Here is a 15,071-nt window from a genome sequence, read left to right on the forward strand (position 1 = left end):
CTATTTCTTTGTCATAAGGTCATCGTTCCACTCAATATCATAAGTCGTAATCGTATTCACAGTCGTCTTCAGTGACTTCGCTGTTAACCACCACTGCGCACCACTGATAAGCTGCTCAAAGAATATCCCTTTTTCACTCGGATGCCAGAATATATCCTTGCCGTACTTCAAACGTTCTAAGTTATGTTTCTTAGGTCGCATAATGAAGTTATAGAGGGATACGAATATTAGCTGACGCGCTTCATATTTCGGTGTGCACGACTTTAACTCCCATACTTCAGGTTGCATAAATAAGGCACCATTAGTTGCACGCGGGTTACACTCAATAAAGTAATATTCACCGGTTGTATCACAATGAATCACATCAAATGCGATTTGATATGACCAGTTTAAATTGCGAATAACGCTTTCGATAATTTCCTGTAGTGTCTCATTTTTCTGCGAATGAAAGTGTGTTGAACAATTGTAACTATCATGTGTGTTCGATAAATATAACGATGTACTTAAACTTCTTCCTTCATACGCAAAGCTATAAGAACACCATTCTGTCCCTTTAATTAATGTCTGAATCATAAACGGAAATTCGATTAATCGCTGATTCTCTAACTCCATACGTGATAATTTACGTACGGATTGTCCGAAGCGTCCATATGGCTGCTTAACAATATATTCATTTCCCGGGTAATCATTCATAAACTCTGTTAAATCCTGATGATTCATAATATATTCTGTATCCGGGACTTTAAATCCCATCGCATCGATTAACTTTGTAAAGTTATATTTATTATGTACTGAAAGCATCTTCTGAATTTCTTCAACATAAATAGGTGCATTAATTTGTGATTTCATATAAGAAAGATAGAACGACTCTTCATTCAATGGTATAACAAGATCAATGTGATATGTGTCGATAATATCATTAATATCCTGAATATAGAGTTCTGTAGAAAATCGTGGAGAAGTGGTTATTATAAATTGCTCAATAAACTTTGACTTCTTAATACTTACTTTCTTCGTAGAGTCCGATAGGTAAACCTTTCTACCAAGCGCGACCTGCTGCTGCACTACTTCATACGAAATTGGTGCACGAGCACCAGTAATCAATATATTCACGAAATCTTCCACCTTTCATGTATGACACTTTATATTTATCGTAACAGAGAGATATTAAACACGTGTTAATTTGCATTAAAGAAATATGTGGAATATTAAGCTGTATATTTAAAAGTATAAAAAAGCACAGAAAATATCATTCATTTTCTGTGCTTTAGTACATCTAACCTTTATTTAATTTCGCTTTTAGCTTCGCGTTCTGCTCATCCAGTCTGCGTTTACGTTCGGCATTACGCTTCGCTAAACGTGCCTCTTCTTCTGGATCACGTTTTTGAGAAAGACGTTTCTTCACTTTCTCCATCAGCTCATCTTCAGTAAGTGCTGCAAGCGGGCGATTATTCACAAATGCAAAAGTTTTCTTACGTCCTGGTCCGCAGTAAGACTGGCATGCAATTTCCACTTCAGCATCTGGATCTAACTTTTCTAATTTTGGTAACAACGTTCTTAAACACACACCTTGGCAGTCATCACATACCTGAAACTTATTACGCATTTATGTCACCCTTCCTGATTTATCTTCAATTTACTATTACGTTCAATCATGCGCTCGAAATATATATTATACAATGTCCACATGTCGTTTGTCATCTCATTATTTGAAAGTGTAGCACCAAGTGCTTTCATCGCAAACAATAATTTAAACAGCACTTCTTCAACAGACAACTTTGTCTCGAGCAATTCTTCAAGACTGGCCATGCATGATGGATCAATATCCGGATAATGAAACTTCGTCTCTTGCCCGTTCAATGCAATGTCATAAAACTGACGCATCAGCTCGGCACGCTCGCCGCCACTGCCCTCAATACACAAATAAATCTGGACTGCGATACCACCTTTAACGCGACGTTGCGATATGCCTGCAAACTTCTTGCCATCAATGCTTAAGTCATAGCTCCCCGGACAATACGAGCGCGTAATTTCTTTCGCTTCAATACGTTTACCGTACGACGCAAACATCTCCTGCACAAGCTCATACATATATTCATAACCTGCATCAATCGAGAAGCTGATATCCCCTTTAAATATAAGAGAAATATTCAGCACACCTGCATCAAGCACAACACCTAACCCACCGGAATTACGCACAATCGCACCATATCCTTGATTATTCAAGTATTCTATTCCTTCAGCTAAGTACGGTAATCTCGCATCATGAATGCCAAGTATAACGACATGATTATGTACCCACGTTCTCACTACAGAATCATTACCTTGACCCACTAAATGACAGTACATATCATCAAAACTAAAGGACTGCATCGGCTGCAGTCCTGTCGTATGATCAACATATTGCCATTTTCCTTCGAAAATGGAACCTGTCATTATAGTGATTGTGCTGCAGTAATGATGGATAATGATACTACATCTTCAGTAGAACATCCGCGTGATAAATCATTTACTGGTGCATTTAATCCTTGTAAGATTGGTCCAACTGCGTCGAATCCACCTAAACGTTGTGCAATTTTGTAACCGATGTTACCCGCTTCTAATGAAGGGAATACGAATACATTTGCATCACCTTGAATTGGAGACTCAGGTGCTTTCTTCGCTGCAACTGAAGGAACAAACGCTGCATCAAACTGGAATTCACCATCAATTACGACACCTTGTAAATCGCTTTCTGAAGCTAACTTCTCCTGTGCTAATTTCGTTGCTTCTGTTACTTTCTCAGTTTCAGGTGTTTTTGCTGAACCTTTCGTTGAGAAGCTTAACATTGCAACTTTCGGTTCCATACCGAATTGTTTTGCAGTCTTCGCTGATTCAATCGCAATCTCGGCTAATGCTTGTGAATCTAATTGAGGGTTAATTGCACAGTCACCCATAACGTACTGTTCTTCTCCACGCATCATGAAGAATACACCTGATGTACGAGATACGCCTGGCTTCGTCTTAATAATTTGTAATGCAGGACGTACAGTATCCGCTGTAGAATGTGCTGCACCTGATACTAAGCCAGCTGCATGACCAGCATATACTAACATCGTACCAAAATAGTTCGGATCCTTTAACATTTCAGTCGCTTGTTCTTCTGTCGCTTTACCTTTACGGCGCTCTACAAACTTCGCAATTAAGTCTTCACGTAATTCGCTCGTAGCCGGGTCCATTATTTCAATACCATCAATCGCAACACCTAACTTTGTAGCAAGTGCTTCGATTTCAGCTTTATCACCTAGAACGATAGGTGCAACTTTATCACCTTTATGTAACTCAACTGCAGCTTGTAATACTCTCTCATCGTTACCTTCAGGTAGTACAATCTTCACATTCTTCCCTGAAAGTTTCTCGTTTAATACTTCTAATAAATTAGCCATAATAGCCTCCCGAATGAATTAAATTATTTCCGTACCTATTATAAACCTAATTGCATTATTTTTCACGTCATCAATTTGTAGATTATAAGAAATTACTTATACCATTATATATGTTAGAATAAACATGATTAAATTTAAGGAGAGATGGATAATGAATGAAGCAGCAAAGACATTAGACGGATGGTATAGTTTACATCTATTCTATGCAATCGATTTTACAAGCCTTAAAATTTTAGAACAAAGCGAAAGAACTGCGATGGTTGAAGAGTTTAAAGCGTTTATCAACACTTTAGAAGACAACCATAGTGCAAAGGAAGGTTCATATGCGTTATACAACATTACAGGACAGAAAGCTGACTTAATGCTCTGGGTTTTACGCCCTGAAATGAAAGACTTAACAGCACTTGAAAACAAATTCAACAAACTTGCAATTAGAGATTTCTTAATCCCTACATATTCATACGTTTCAGTAATTGAGTTAAGCAACTACTTAGCGGGTGACTCAAATGAAGACCCATATGAAAACCCACATATTAAAGCAAGATTATACCCGGAATTACCACGCTCTGAATATGTATGTTTCTATCCAATGGATAAACGTCGTCAAGGTGAAGACAATTGGTATATGTTAGATATGGATCACCGCAAAGGACTTATGCGTTCACACGGCATGATCGGTCGTGGCTATGCAGGCATCGTTAAACAATTTATCACAGGATCTGTAGGATTCGACGATTATGAATGGGGTGTTACACTCTTCTCAGACGATGTATTACAATTTAAGAAACTTGTATACGAAATGAGATTCGACGAAGTATCAGCACGTTACGGTGAGTTTGGCGGCTTCTACGTCGGAAACATTCTTACAGTAAATGACCTTCAAGATTTATTTGCGTTATAAAAATAATGCGTGTGTCAAAAGACACACGCATTATTTTTATTTATAAGCTTTCTCTACTTCTTCAATTTGTTTCACAATCGTTACTGCACCACCGCTTGAGAAGTACCATAAGTATGGATCTACTTCTACGACTTTATTATCTTTAATTGCGTTAACGTTTTTAATAACATCATTTGATAACGCTTGTTCAGCTGAAGACTTACCACCTACAGCTACCCCACGGTCCATCGCAAAGATAATATCCGGATTCTTCTTGTTGATATATTCAAAGTTAATTACTTGTCCGTGACCTTTTGCTGTAATATTTTCATCCGTTTCTTTCACGCCTAATACATCATGAATAAACCCGAAACGTCCGCCTTTACCGAACACAGAAAGTTCACCTTCATTTGCTAACACGAACAATCCTTTTTTATCTGATTTCTCAGTCATTGCTTTAACTTCTTTGATTTTTTTATCTATGTCTGCAATAAGCTTTTCAGTTTCTTTCTCTTTACCGAAGATTTTGCCGATATTTTCAGTATTCACTTTAATACTATCGATATAGTTCTTATCATCTGCACCAACATATACAATTTGTGCTTTCGGTGCTGCTTTTTTCATTTCATCCATTACCTTCTGGTTAGCCTGACGACCTGAGATTAAGATAAGGTCTGGTTGCATTTCAGCTAATTTTTCAAAGTTTGGTTCTTTTAGGCTTCCTAAGTTTGCATATTTATCATCTTTATATTCTTTTAAGAATTCAGGTAAGCTACGGTTCCCTTCACCTTTTGGCATACCTTTTACGTTTTTATCCGCGCCAATTTCCTTTAATGTTGTAAGTGTTCCGTAATCAAATACTGCAACGCTTTTTGGGTTTTTAATTACTTCCACAGTTTCAGATACTTCTTTTGCGTCACTACCGTCTTCTTTTTCACCCATTAACTTATATTTATTATCGATTTTTACTGTTTCAGCTTTGTCATTTGAACCACTTGATGTTTTGTCATCTGTTTTAGAAGTATCCTTCGTTCCTCCACATGCTGCTAATACTAAAATTAATGATAATGTGATAACTAATCCAATAATACGTTTCATTTTCCAGTCTCCTTAGTGTAATGTATTTCCCCCGTTTTATCGCTGCCCCATAGTAGTAATAACCCGGCAACACTCCTTTCGATGATTTAAGTTTATACCGCCTGAACTTCTTCTATAAATTCATCTACCGTCATACTTTCATCATCGAAGTATACACAAATTTGCTGTCCGAATATGCACTCGATATTAATGTCCATATCGTATACAGTCTTCAAGTTTTCTGTTGTGATACATTCGTTTTTCGTTCCATCCAGCAGTACTTCACCGTCTTTCAGGGCGATAATGTAATCTGCGTAACATGATGCGAAGTTAATGTCGTGTATTACGATTACAATCGTTTTTCCTTTTTCGCGTACTAAACGACGTAATAGCTGCATCATTTGTACCGAATGTTTCATATCAAGATTATTTAGTGGTTCATCAAGGAAGATATAGTCTGTATCTTGTGCTAATGTCATCGCAATATATGCGCGTTGTCTTTGTCCACCTGATAATTCATCAAGAAATCTTGTTTCAAAAGATTCTAACTCTAAATAGTCGATTGCTTCGTTAACGATACGTTCGTCTTCTTTCGTGAGACGTCCTTTTGAATATGGAAATCGTCCGAAGTTTACAAGATCACGTACTGTTATCTTTAAATTCGTATGGTTACTTTGTTTCAATACTGCAAGCTGCATCGCGATATCATCGCTTTTCATCTTACTGATTTCTTGATTATTTAACTGCACTGTCCCTTTATCAAAATCAGACAGTCTCGTAATGGCTGATAACAATGTACTCTTACCAGCACCGTTTGGGCCGATAATCGCTGTGATTGCACCTTTCTTAATTTCCGTTGATACGTCTTTTAATATTGTTTTATTACCGATATTTTTATACAAATTGTTAACTTTAATCATGAGCGCCCTCCTTGAATAATAAGTATATGAAGTAAATCCCTCCGATAAAGTTGATAAGTATCGTAATCTCTGTCGTTCCATCGAAGAAATATTGATTGATCATTTGGCCAAGTAACAATGTAATTGCGGATACTGCAATTACAGAAATGATTAAATATTGGTGTTTAAATGTCTGCATGAGCTGATAAGTTACGTTACATACGATAATACCTAAAAACGTAATCGGTCCAACGAGTGCTGTTGAAATGCTGACTAGTATTGCAATTACAAGCAGCATGTTACGTGTAAGCCTGTCGACATTTACACCAAGATTGGTTGCATGGGTCTTTCCGAGGCTTAACACATCTAATTCATATGATTTCTTGTAAATATATATCAGTAATATGATGATGAGTGCACAGCTGATAATTAATAGTTTCTCATTCACTGTATTAAAGCTCGCAAACAATTTATCCTGTAACAGCAAGAAGTCATCTGGATTCATAACCATATGCATAAAGCTTGATAAGCTTGAAAAACATGTCCCCATTACAATACCAAAAAGTAGTACAAAGTATACGGACGTATTCTTCTTAAATACGAGGTTGAATAAACCTAATGTAAAACCAATCATTAATATTACAGAGACGAAGAAGTTCGTATATACGTTAAACACGGCATCTCCCATCTTCCCGAACAAGAAGATAATAATCGTCTGAATAAATAAGTACACAGCGTCTAACCCAATGACTGAAGGAGTTAATAAATGATTCTCAGTAATCGACTGGAATACGAGTGATGATACACCAATTGCTGCACCTACAAGTAATATCGCTGCAAGTTTTCTTAATCTTGAAGGGAGAACGTAATCAAGAATTGCAAAATTCAACTGAATCAGCACAAACCCTGTCATAAGGAGCAGCATTACAATAATGAGTGCACTCGCCTTTTTCATTTGGCTAGACATATGACTTCCTCCTTTTCAGAAGAATCGCCATGAAGATAACACTTCCTACGATCCCGAGTGTGAGACCAATCGGAATCTCATAAGGAAAGATAATTAATCGACTGAATATATCTGCTACCATAACAAGAATTGCACCAAACAGTGCTGTATATGGTAAAGCTTTATTCATATGATCGCCGACAAACAGTCCGACGATATTCGGAATAATCAATCCTAAAAATGGTAATACACCGACTGTTACAACTACTGTCGCCGAAACGATTGCAGCAATAACAACTCCTAAATTCATCATCTTCGCGTAAGATATACCTAAGTTTTTACTGAAGGACTCCCCCATTCCGACGATGGTAAAGTGATGCGCAAAGAGGTAAATCAGCACTACCATAGGAATAATAACAAATAACACTTCATAGCGTCCTTTCGTAATCATCGAGAAGTCTCCCACAAAGAAGTTAGAAATACTTTGCATAGCATTGAAACGTAGTGCCATAAACGTCGCTAAACTTGAAACGATGTTACCGAGCATGAGCCCTACAAGGGGAATAAAGATAGCATCTTTAAACTTGATACGATTGACAATCCACATAAACATCATCGTACCGATAATCGCTGAAACAATACTGAATGATAATTTAACAAGTAGTGGTGCTTGTGCAAAGAATATCATTGCGATGAGTACACCAAACTTCGCAAAATCCATCGTCCCCGCTGTTGTTGGTGACACGAATTTATTACGTGTGAGCTGCTGCATCAACAAACCCGCCACACTTAGTGCTACACCGGCTAATATAATAGCAAATGTTCTCGGCAATCGACTGTTCAACAAAATATTCTTTTGATTCTCATCCAAGTTTAGTAAATTTGATGGGCTCAAATCTACAACACCAATAAACATTGAAATTATAGACAAAACCAGCAACAGTAATGTGGTGTAAATTATTTTCATGAACAAAAGCTCCTGTCATCATTGATAATAGTTATCAATGAGAAAAATTCTCAATTACAATATTATCAAAAATCTGAAATAAATCAATACGTATTATAAAAAAATACTTTATTGAATTACTATTCTTTATATTCTGATTTCATGATATATTGATAAAAACTATAAAAAGAGGTGGCGTTATGAATAAACATCATGGAGAACAAGCACTCGAAAAAACGATAGGATTCTGGACTGCTATAACGATAGTTATCGGAACGATTATTGGTTCTGGCGTGTTCGTTAAACCTTCCGTAGTGCTCAATCATGCAGGTACAAGTGATCTTGCAATCTGGGCCTGGGTTGTCGGAGGTGTATTAACTTTAGCAGCAGGTCTGACTATTTCAGAAGTAGGCGCACAAATACCAAAAACCGGAGGATTGTATGCTTATATTAGAGATATTTATGGTCCCTTCTGGGGATTTTTAACAGGTTGGATGCAGACGGTCATCTATGGCCCCGCAATTATCGCTTCACTTTCATTATTCTTCGGCATACTCGTAACGAACTTTTTTGGAATCGATCCAGCCCTAGGTATATGGATTGGTGTCGCAGCATTTACTTTTCTTGTCATTCTTAATATTCTTGGTACAAATGCTGGTGGTGCGATGCAGACCTTTACTACAATCTGTAAACTGATTCCTGTATTCGCTATTATTATCTTCGGTTTGTTGTGGGGTAAAGAAGGTGTATTCGGACATAACGTGACAAGCTTAATTGAGAATAAAGGAGAAGTTAATTTCGGTCGTGCCGTACTAGCTACGTTATTTGCATACGATGGATGGATTCTACTGACAAACTTAACAGGTGAAATGAAAAATGCAAAGCGCAATCTGCCACTTGCGATGCTTATAGGACTAAGCGTTGTTACATTCGCATATGTACTCATCAATATCGCTGTCTTTAAAGTCATCCCTGCTGAAACGCTTGTTGGACTAGGAAACACTTCATCTGCGGAAGCCGCTAAAATATTATTCGGTGACCTCGGTTCTAAATTTGTTAATATCGGCGTTATTATCTCGATATTCGGTTGCTTGAACGGAAAAATTATGACTTTCCCTCGTATTCCATTTGCAATGGCTGATGATAACTTATTGCCCTTCGCGAAATTTATCAGCTATGTAAGCCCTAAATTTAAAACACCCATCGGTGCAATGATTACAATGTATGTTGTAAGTATGATTCTACTTTTACTTACAATCGTAATTCCTGAAGTCGTGAACGCCGACTACTTATCTGAAGTATGTATATTCGTAATTTATATCTTCTATATCGCTAGCTTTATCGGACTGTTTATATTACGCAAACAAAATAAAGGACAAAAACGCGATTATTCAGTACCGTTATATCCAATCGTCCCTATCGTTGCGATGGGTGGAGGTCTATTTATTATCATCAGTACATTAATGAGTGATTTCACCGGTTCAATGCTCGGTGTACTTTTCGTAGTCATCGGAATTCCATTTTATTTCATGTTGCGCAAAAAACATGTTTAATATACGCAATAACGGTTATATAACTACTAATACATTACAGAAATGAGGATATACTATGAAACGTTTAGTTCGACTAATCATTAAATTAAGTCCCATCCTAATTCCAATCGTAAAAAAACAATTAGAGAAACGTTCGCACCAACAAAATACAACACGTAAATAAACAAAAGCAGCTAAAGTTTTAGCTGCTTTTGTTTATTTCCTTATCTAAAATTAGGTGATCTAATGTCTCTTTAGACATTGCTTTAAGTTTACGAAAACGAATCATAAAGAATATAATCCCTATTATTAACCAAACTGCTAATGCAATATAACTAGGTAGTTTAAGTGATGCCGGAGACCCCGGAAAGAGTAATAAAATAAGGAACGTGGCGCTCACAATTACTCCAAGTAACGCCATCCATTTATATTTCAGGTCATAGTGTAGTGTATTACGTTGTCCAAAAAGACGATAAGCACTTAAGCATGTCACTAAATACGCAATAGACACTCCTGTAGAACTCATATCGACAATCCACGTCAACGCTGTTCTACCTAGCCATGGAGAACAAAGCGCCAGTAATGTAATGAATGCTATTGCTATGTATGGTGTATTGTATTTTGGATGAATACGGCTAAATATTCTCGGCATTACACCCGAACGCCCCATCGAAAACAACAATCTGCTTGAACTCATCAGAAATCCATTCAATCCAGTAAATATCCCCATCAGTATTGCAACTGATAGTATTCCTACACCAATGTATCCAAATGCATACTGGATAACTGATCCTGTAACAAATAAATCTCCGCCTAATACAGATGCATCTTTAACTGTCCAGCCCGTCAATAAAATCATTGCTACGTATGTAAATGCACTTGCAGATAAACTAAAAACAATTAATTTAAATGTTTTGCTAGGTGCAAAATTAAATTCTTCTGCAGTTTGAGGAATATTATCAAATCCCACAAAAGCCCAAGGTGCGACTGCTAAGATCATAAGTATCGATTGTAAAGCTCCCATGTTTTCGTTGAAAATTGGTGATAAATATCCAAATGAAAAATCCTTTGTAAACATTGAACTAATAAATAGCATGATTACTACGACTGCTAATATGACACAAAATACGTATTGTAAGTTTCCTGAAAAACTTGCTCCTTTAACACTTATCCATCCAAATATAATAAGTATTACTGAAGATAATATAATCTCTGCAACATATACATCCCATCCGGCGACCGTATATAATTTACCTCTTGTCATAAGTCCCGGGAATAAGAATTTAAAGATTAAACTAAACGCTGATGCATTTAATGCGACAATGCATATATATCCAAAAGTTAAGAACCAGCTTGAAAAAAATGCAATATATTTTCCGAATCCTAAGTAACCAAATGCAAATGCACCCCCTGATACCGGAAATTTCTCAACTAAAGCACCATAACTTACTGCAATGACAATCATAAGTAATGCGCCAAGGAGTATGCCGATTGTAGCACCTATTGGGCCAGCGCTTTTTATCCAGTCACCTGGTAAAATAAATGCACCCCATCCTATACTTGAACCATATGCTATAGCCCATACAAATTTTTCAGAAAGATTCTTCTCAAGCTCCTTACGTACAGGTTTTTGCGGTTTTTTAATAATTTTCCCTCTCATAAAATCACCTCAGAAATGCTTTACCCTAATCTATCTATTCCATAACATGTAAATTCCTACTTATACTTTTCTGAAGACTTATATAAAAAAGCATCCCTTAACATAAAATATAGTTTAAGGGATGCTCGTCAAAATTTTCTTTATGATAAGCCTAATATTTAATTGCTGCAATCATCAGCATAACCCAGCTTGCAATAAACAGGACACCACCAATTGGAGTAATCGCACCAAGCACTTTAATTTGCGTTAATGCCAATAGATAAAGTGACCCACTAAAAAGTACAATACCTATCGTCATCAACCATCCTGCTGTATTTAAGTTCATCTTCGTAGTACCATTTAAAATTGCAATCGCAATAATACCAAGCGCATGATACATTTGATACGCCGTCGCTTTATCCCATATATCCATGTACTTCTCACTTAACTTACCCTCTAAACCATGTGCACCGAATGCACCAAGTGCCACTGCTAACATTGCGTTAAATGCACCTATAATCAAGAATAATTTCATGTTAATGCCCTCCTATTTATTAAAAATCAAAGATTGAATCTCCATTACCAAAACCATCATCTGTTTTTATCTTACTATCATTCGATACAACTTTAGCACCCATCATCTTCAGTTCTTCTGGTGAAACCGCTTCGTGCGGTCCAGTTTGTTTTACTGGTGGTGATTCTGCAGGCATATATGCAGGTTTAGGTATCGATTTCGTTTCGCTTTGTCCGATATTTGCCATCATTTCTATCGCATAGAGATGTTTATTAAATTCTACAATAGTTGAAGCGCGTTTAAGCGCTTCAACTTCTTCGGACAATTTCTGAATGAGTTTATCGTTCACTGAACATCCTCCCTTCCCCAATCTATTGGCGTCTTATTGTGTGCAACTAAATATTCATTCGTCTGACTATATGGTTTTGATCCAAAGAATCCTCTATAGGCACTCAATGGACTTGGATGGACACTTTTAATGACTTTATGTTTCGTCTTATCAATTAAAGGCTCAAGTTTCTGTGCTGGTTTACCCCATAGTATGAAGACCACGTTTTCTCTATATTGCGAAACAGCTTTTATAATTTCAGTTGTAAACTGCTCCCACCCAATACCTTTATGCGAATGTGCCTGACCACCTAAAACAGTCAATACATTATTCAATAATAACACACCTTCATATGCCCATCCTGTCAATTCACCTGTATGTCTTCGAATGTTTAAATCGTTTTCCAGCTCCTGATACATGTTACGTAATGATGGCGGAAGTTTTGTTCCATTCATTACAGAAAAGGCCAAGCCATGTGCCTGATTTGCACCATGATAAGGATCTTGACCTATAATCACAACTTTAACGTCATTAAATGGCGTAAACTTAAACGCATTATATATATTCTCACGTGCTGGATATACTGTCTGTGTTGCATATGCTTTTTCTAATATTTCATCCATTTCATCAAAGTTATATTTCTCTTTAATTCCATGAAAAATCTGCTCCCATTCCATACTATCCACCTCATATATATTATAAATATATCATTTTGAATTAAACGTATTCATGATATGATATTAACAAACAAACAAGAATAGGGGAAATGAAAATGAGCTTAAAAAAGATTTTAACAATTGCCGGATCTGATACAAGTGCTGGAGCTGGTATGCAAGCTGACTTAAAAACTTTCCAGGAATATAACACATACGGTATGGTGGCATTAACCGCTGTAGTCGCAATGGATCCAGAAACTTGGGGCCATGATGTTACACCACTGCCAATTGAATTATTAGATAAACAAATTAAAACTGCATTATCTATCGGCCCTGATGCCATTAAAACAGGTATGTTAGGAACTGAAGAAATCATCCAGCGTGCGGCCAAAGCTTTTGAAGATTCTGATGCTGCGTATTTCGTAGTGGACCCTGTTATGGTATGCAAAGGGGAAGATGAAGTGCTTAATCCTGGCAACACGGATGCTATGATTAAATATTTATTACCACTTGCTACAATTGTGACACCGAACTTGTTCGAAGCAGGTCAATTATCTGGTTTAGGTAAACTAACAACAATCGAACAAATGAAAGAAGCTGCTGAAATCATTCATCAACGTGGTGCAAAACACGTTATTATCAAAGGTGGAAAAGCTTTAGAATCTGATAAAGCATTAGATTTATATTACGATGGTGATAATTATACATTACTGACAACTGATAAATTCCAATCATCATATAATCACGGTGCAGGTTGTACATTTGCCGCTGCTACAACAGCAAACTTAGCATTAGGTAAATCTCCACGTGAAGCGGTAATTGCTGCTAAAGGATTTGTCGCATCAGCAATTAAACACGGATGGAAAATGAACGAATTTGTAGGACCAGTACAGCATGGTGCTTACAATAACGTTGAGAAGATTGAAGTAACAACTAAAGAAGTGTAAAAAAAAGATTGTGACATGAGTAATATTATGAAAAGATGGCAGGAAATGTTCTTTGTTTCCAGTCATCTTTTTTGATTTAACTCGTGCCTGAGCGTGGAACGCCGTTAGTTCGAGCGTACCGCATTATAAGTACGGATATCGCTCAGTTTTTTTATGTCTTTTTTTCTTATACAAGCTCAAAAGGTATAATTTTTACAATTTATTTAGTAAAATAGTTTAGTATAAACTTTGAGGAGTAATGAAAATGGAATTAATCGACAAACAACAAGTACAGGAGCTATTGAATCAATTTCAAGAGAAACCTGTCTATTTACATGTAGAAACAACGAATGGTGCTTATGCAAGTCACTTTGATCAAAAAGTGTTCAATGCAGGTACATTCTTACGTAATATTCAAGTATCATATATTCAAGGGATTATTACTGGCGGCGGAAAAGAACCTTTCCGTGTCGGTTTGAAATTAAATAGTGGCTGGATTTATGTACAAGGTTTAACACACTTTGAAATTGACGAAGAAGGCCGTTTCTTAATGGCTGGTTTAAACTATCAAGGTCAGCTTGCCGCAGCTCTTGAAATAAGCGAAACGCCATTTGAGGTTTAAGGGGGAAATGATGATGGAACAAGAAAGACAAGTGCTCGTAATCTTCCCTCATCCGGATGATGAAGCATTCGGTGTATCAGGTACGATTATGAAACATATAGATGCAGGCACGCCAGTTACTTATGCATGCTTAACGCTAGGGCAAATGGGGAGAAACCTAGGGAATCCGCCATTTGCAACCCGTGAATCATTACCAAAGATTCGTGAGAAAGAATTAGAAGAAGCTTGTCGCGTAATGGGAATTACCGACTTACGCAAAATGGGTTACCGTGATAAGACATTAGAATTTGAATTATTAGATGACTTAGTCGACATGGTGACAGGATTAATCAATGAATTAAATCCTTCAAAAATCATTTCGTTCTATCCAGGTTACTCTGTACATCCAGACCACGAAGCCACAGCAGATGCAGTAGTTGAAGCGGTGCGTCGTATGGAGGGTGAAAAGCCTAAATTACAATTAGTCGCTTTTAGTAATGATACTGTTGAGAATATCGGAGAACCAAATGTTGAATATGATATTACGGGATATGAAGAAAGAAAGATGAATGTATTAGGTGCACATGCATCGCAAACAGGACCAATGCTAGAAAATTTAGCGGCAAATACACAAGAAGCAGAAGCGGCACAAGATATGTGGCTTCGAAAAGAACGCTTCTACGAATACGAAGTTTAATTAGG

17 protein-coding genes are annotated in these 15,071 nt (G+C 36.9%); 5 read left to right on the top strand and 12 right to left on the bottom strand.

The window, feature by feature from the left end:
- The 4 genes from QNJ52_RS07430 to pta form a co-directional block, all read right to left on the bottom strand.
- Positions 1–1,113 (bottom strand): ATP-grasp domain-containing protein, encoded by a 1,113-nt coding sequence (locus QNJ52_RS07430; protein ID WP_283722218.1) that lies wholly within the window; start codon positions 1,111–1,113, stop codon positions 1–3.
- Between the two features lie 163 nt (positions 1,114–1,276).
- Positions 1,277–1,606, bottom strand: a complete 330-nt coding sequence (locus QNJ52_RS07435; protein WP_086039284.1) for a YuzB family protein — start codon at positions 1,604–1,606, stop codon at positions 1,277–1,279.
- A gap of 5 nt (positions 1,607–1,611) precedes the next feature.
- Entirely contained in the window at positions 1,612–2,436 is an 825-nt protein-coding gene (locus QNJ52_RS07440) for a lipoate--protein ligase family protein (protein ID WP_120785955.1), read from the bottom strand.
- Entirely contained in the window at positions 2,436–3,425 is a 990-nt protein-coding gene (gene pta, locus QNJ52_RS07445) for a phosphate acetyltransferase (RefSeq protein ID WP_099482339.1), read from the bottom strand. The genes QNJ52_RS07440 and pta overlap by 1 nt, the downstream gene beginning before the upstream one ends.
- A gap of 151 nt (positions 3,426–3,576) precedes the next feature.
- On the opposite strand from pta, the gene hemQ reads away from it, so the two are divergent.
- The gene (gene hemQ, locus QNJ52_RS07450; RefSeq protein WP_219493274.1) at positions 3,577–4,326 is read left to right on the top strand and encodes a hydrogen peroxide-dependent heme synthase; all 750 of its coding nucleotides are present in this window, start codon (positions 3,577–3,579) and stop codon (positions 4,324–4,326) included.
- Positions 4,327–4,362: 36 nt separating this feature from the next.
- On the opposite strand, the gene QNJ52_RS07455 is transcribed toward hemQ, so the two are convergent.
- From QNJ52_RS07455 to QNJ52_RS07470, 4 genes are all read right to left on the bottom strand, one after another.
- Positions 4,363–5,403: a ferrated catecholamine ABC transporter substrate-binding lipoprotein SstD gene (locus tag QNJ52_RS07455; RefSeq protein WP_099482410.1), complete on the bottom strand. Its 1,041-nt coding sequence runs from the start codon at positions 5,401–5,403 to the stop codon at positions 4,363–4,365.
- Between the two features lie 92 nt (positions 5,404–5,495).
- Positions 5,496–6,302, bottom strand: coding sequence for an iron ABC transporter ATP-binding protein (locus QNJ52_RS07460; protein WP_099482409.1), 807 nt, complete (start codon positions 6,300–6,302; stop codon positions 5,496–5,498).
- Positions 6,295–7,248, bottom strand: a complete 954-nt coding sequence (locus QNJ52_RS07465) for an iron chelate uptake ABC transporter family permease subunit (RefSeq protein WP_219493275.1) — start codon at positions 7,246–7,248, stop codon at positions 6,295–6,297. Before QNJ52_RS07465 ends, QNJ52_RS07460 begins: the two co-directional genes overlap by 8 nt.
- Positions 7,241–8,194 carry an ABC transporter permease gene (locus QNJ52_RS07470; RefSeq protein WP_158552827.1) on the bottom strand — a complete coding sequence of 318 codons (954 nt, stop codon included), beginning with the start codon at positions 8,192–8,194 and terminating at the stop codon, positions 7,241–7,243. Before QNJ52_RS07470 ends, QNJ52_RS07465 begins: the two co-directional genes overlap by 8 nt.
- Positions 8,195–8,373: 179 nt before the next feature.
- On the opposite strand from QNJ52_RS07470, the gene QNJ52_RS07475 reads away from it, so the two are divergent.
- Entirely contained in the window at positions 8,374–9,726 is a 1,353-nt protein-coding gene (locus QNJ52_RS07475) for an APC family permease (protein WP_219493276.1), read from the top strand.
- A gap of 181 nt (positions 9,727–9,907) precedes the next feature.
- Here QNJ52_RS07475 and QNJ52_RS07480 read toward each other — a convergent pair whose 3' ends face one another.
- The 4 genes from QNJ52_RS07480 to QNJ52_RS07495 form a co-directional block, all read right to left on the bottom strand.
- Positions 9,908–11,365 (bottom strand): APC family permease, encoded by a 1,458-nt coding sequence (locus QNJ52_RS07480; RefSeq protein ID WP_283722219.1) that lies wholly within the window; start codon positions 11,363–11,365, stop codon positions 9,908–9,910.
- Between the two features lie 151 nt (positions 11,366–11,516).
- Positions 11,517–11,879 (bottom strand): DUF423 domain-containing protein, encoded by a 363-nt coding sequence (locus tag QNJ52_RS07485; RefSeq protein WP_120785942.1) that lies wholly within the window; start codon positions 11,877–11,879, stop codon positions 11,517–11,519.
- Positions 11,880–11,898: 19 nt separating this feature from the next.
- Positions 11,899–12,207: a DUF5327 family protein gene (locus tag QNJ52_RS07490; RefSeq protein WP_283722220.1), complete on the bottom strand. Its 309-nt coding sequence runs from the start codon at positions 12,205–12,207 to the stop codon at positions 11,899–11,901.
- Positions 12,204–12,863, bottom strand: coding sequence for a uracil-DNA glycosylase (locus QNJ52_RS07495; protein ID WP_283722221.1), 660 nt, complete (start codon positions 12,861–12,863; stop codon positions 12,204–12,206). Before QNJ52_RS07495 ends, QNJ52_RS07490 begins: the two co-directional genes overlap by 4 nt.
- 95 nt (positions 12,864–12,958) lie before the next feature.
- Between QNJ52_RS07495 and thiD the strand changes: the two genes are divergently transcribed.
- From thiD to bshB2, 3 genes are all read left to right on the top strand, one after another.
- Positions 12,959–13,789, top strand: a complete 831-nt coding sequence (gene thiD / locus QNJ52_RS07500; protein ID WP_283722222.1) for a bifunctional hydroxymethylpyrimidine kinase/phosphomethylpyrimidine kinase — start codon at positions 12,959–12,961, stop codon at positions 13,787–13,789.
- 244 nt (positions 13,790–14,033) lie between these two features.
- Positions 14,034–14,390 (top strand): YojF family protein, encoded by a 357-nt coding sequence (locus QNJ52_RS07505; protein ID WP_211517734.1) that lies wholly within the window; start codon positions 14,034–14,036, stop codon positions 14,388–14,390.
- Between the two features lie 13 nt (positions 14,391–14,403).
- Positions 14,404–15,066 carry a bacillithiol biosynthesis deacetylase BshB2 gene (gene bshB2 / locus QNJ52_RS07510; RefSeq protein ID WP_283722223.1) on the top strand — a complete coding sequence of 221 codons (663 nt, stop codon included), beginning with the start codon at positions 14,404–14,406 and terminating at the stop codon, positions 15,064–15,066.
- Positions 15,067–15,071 lie beyond the last annotated feature (5 nt).

The organism is Macrococcus sp. S115 (assembly GCF_030067655.1).
GTDB lineage: Bacteria > Bacillota > Bacilli > Staphylococcales > Staphylococcaceae > Macrococcoides > Macrococcoides psychrotolerans.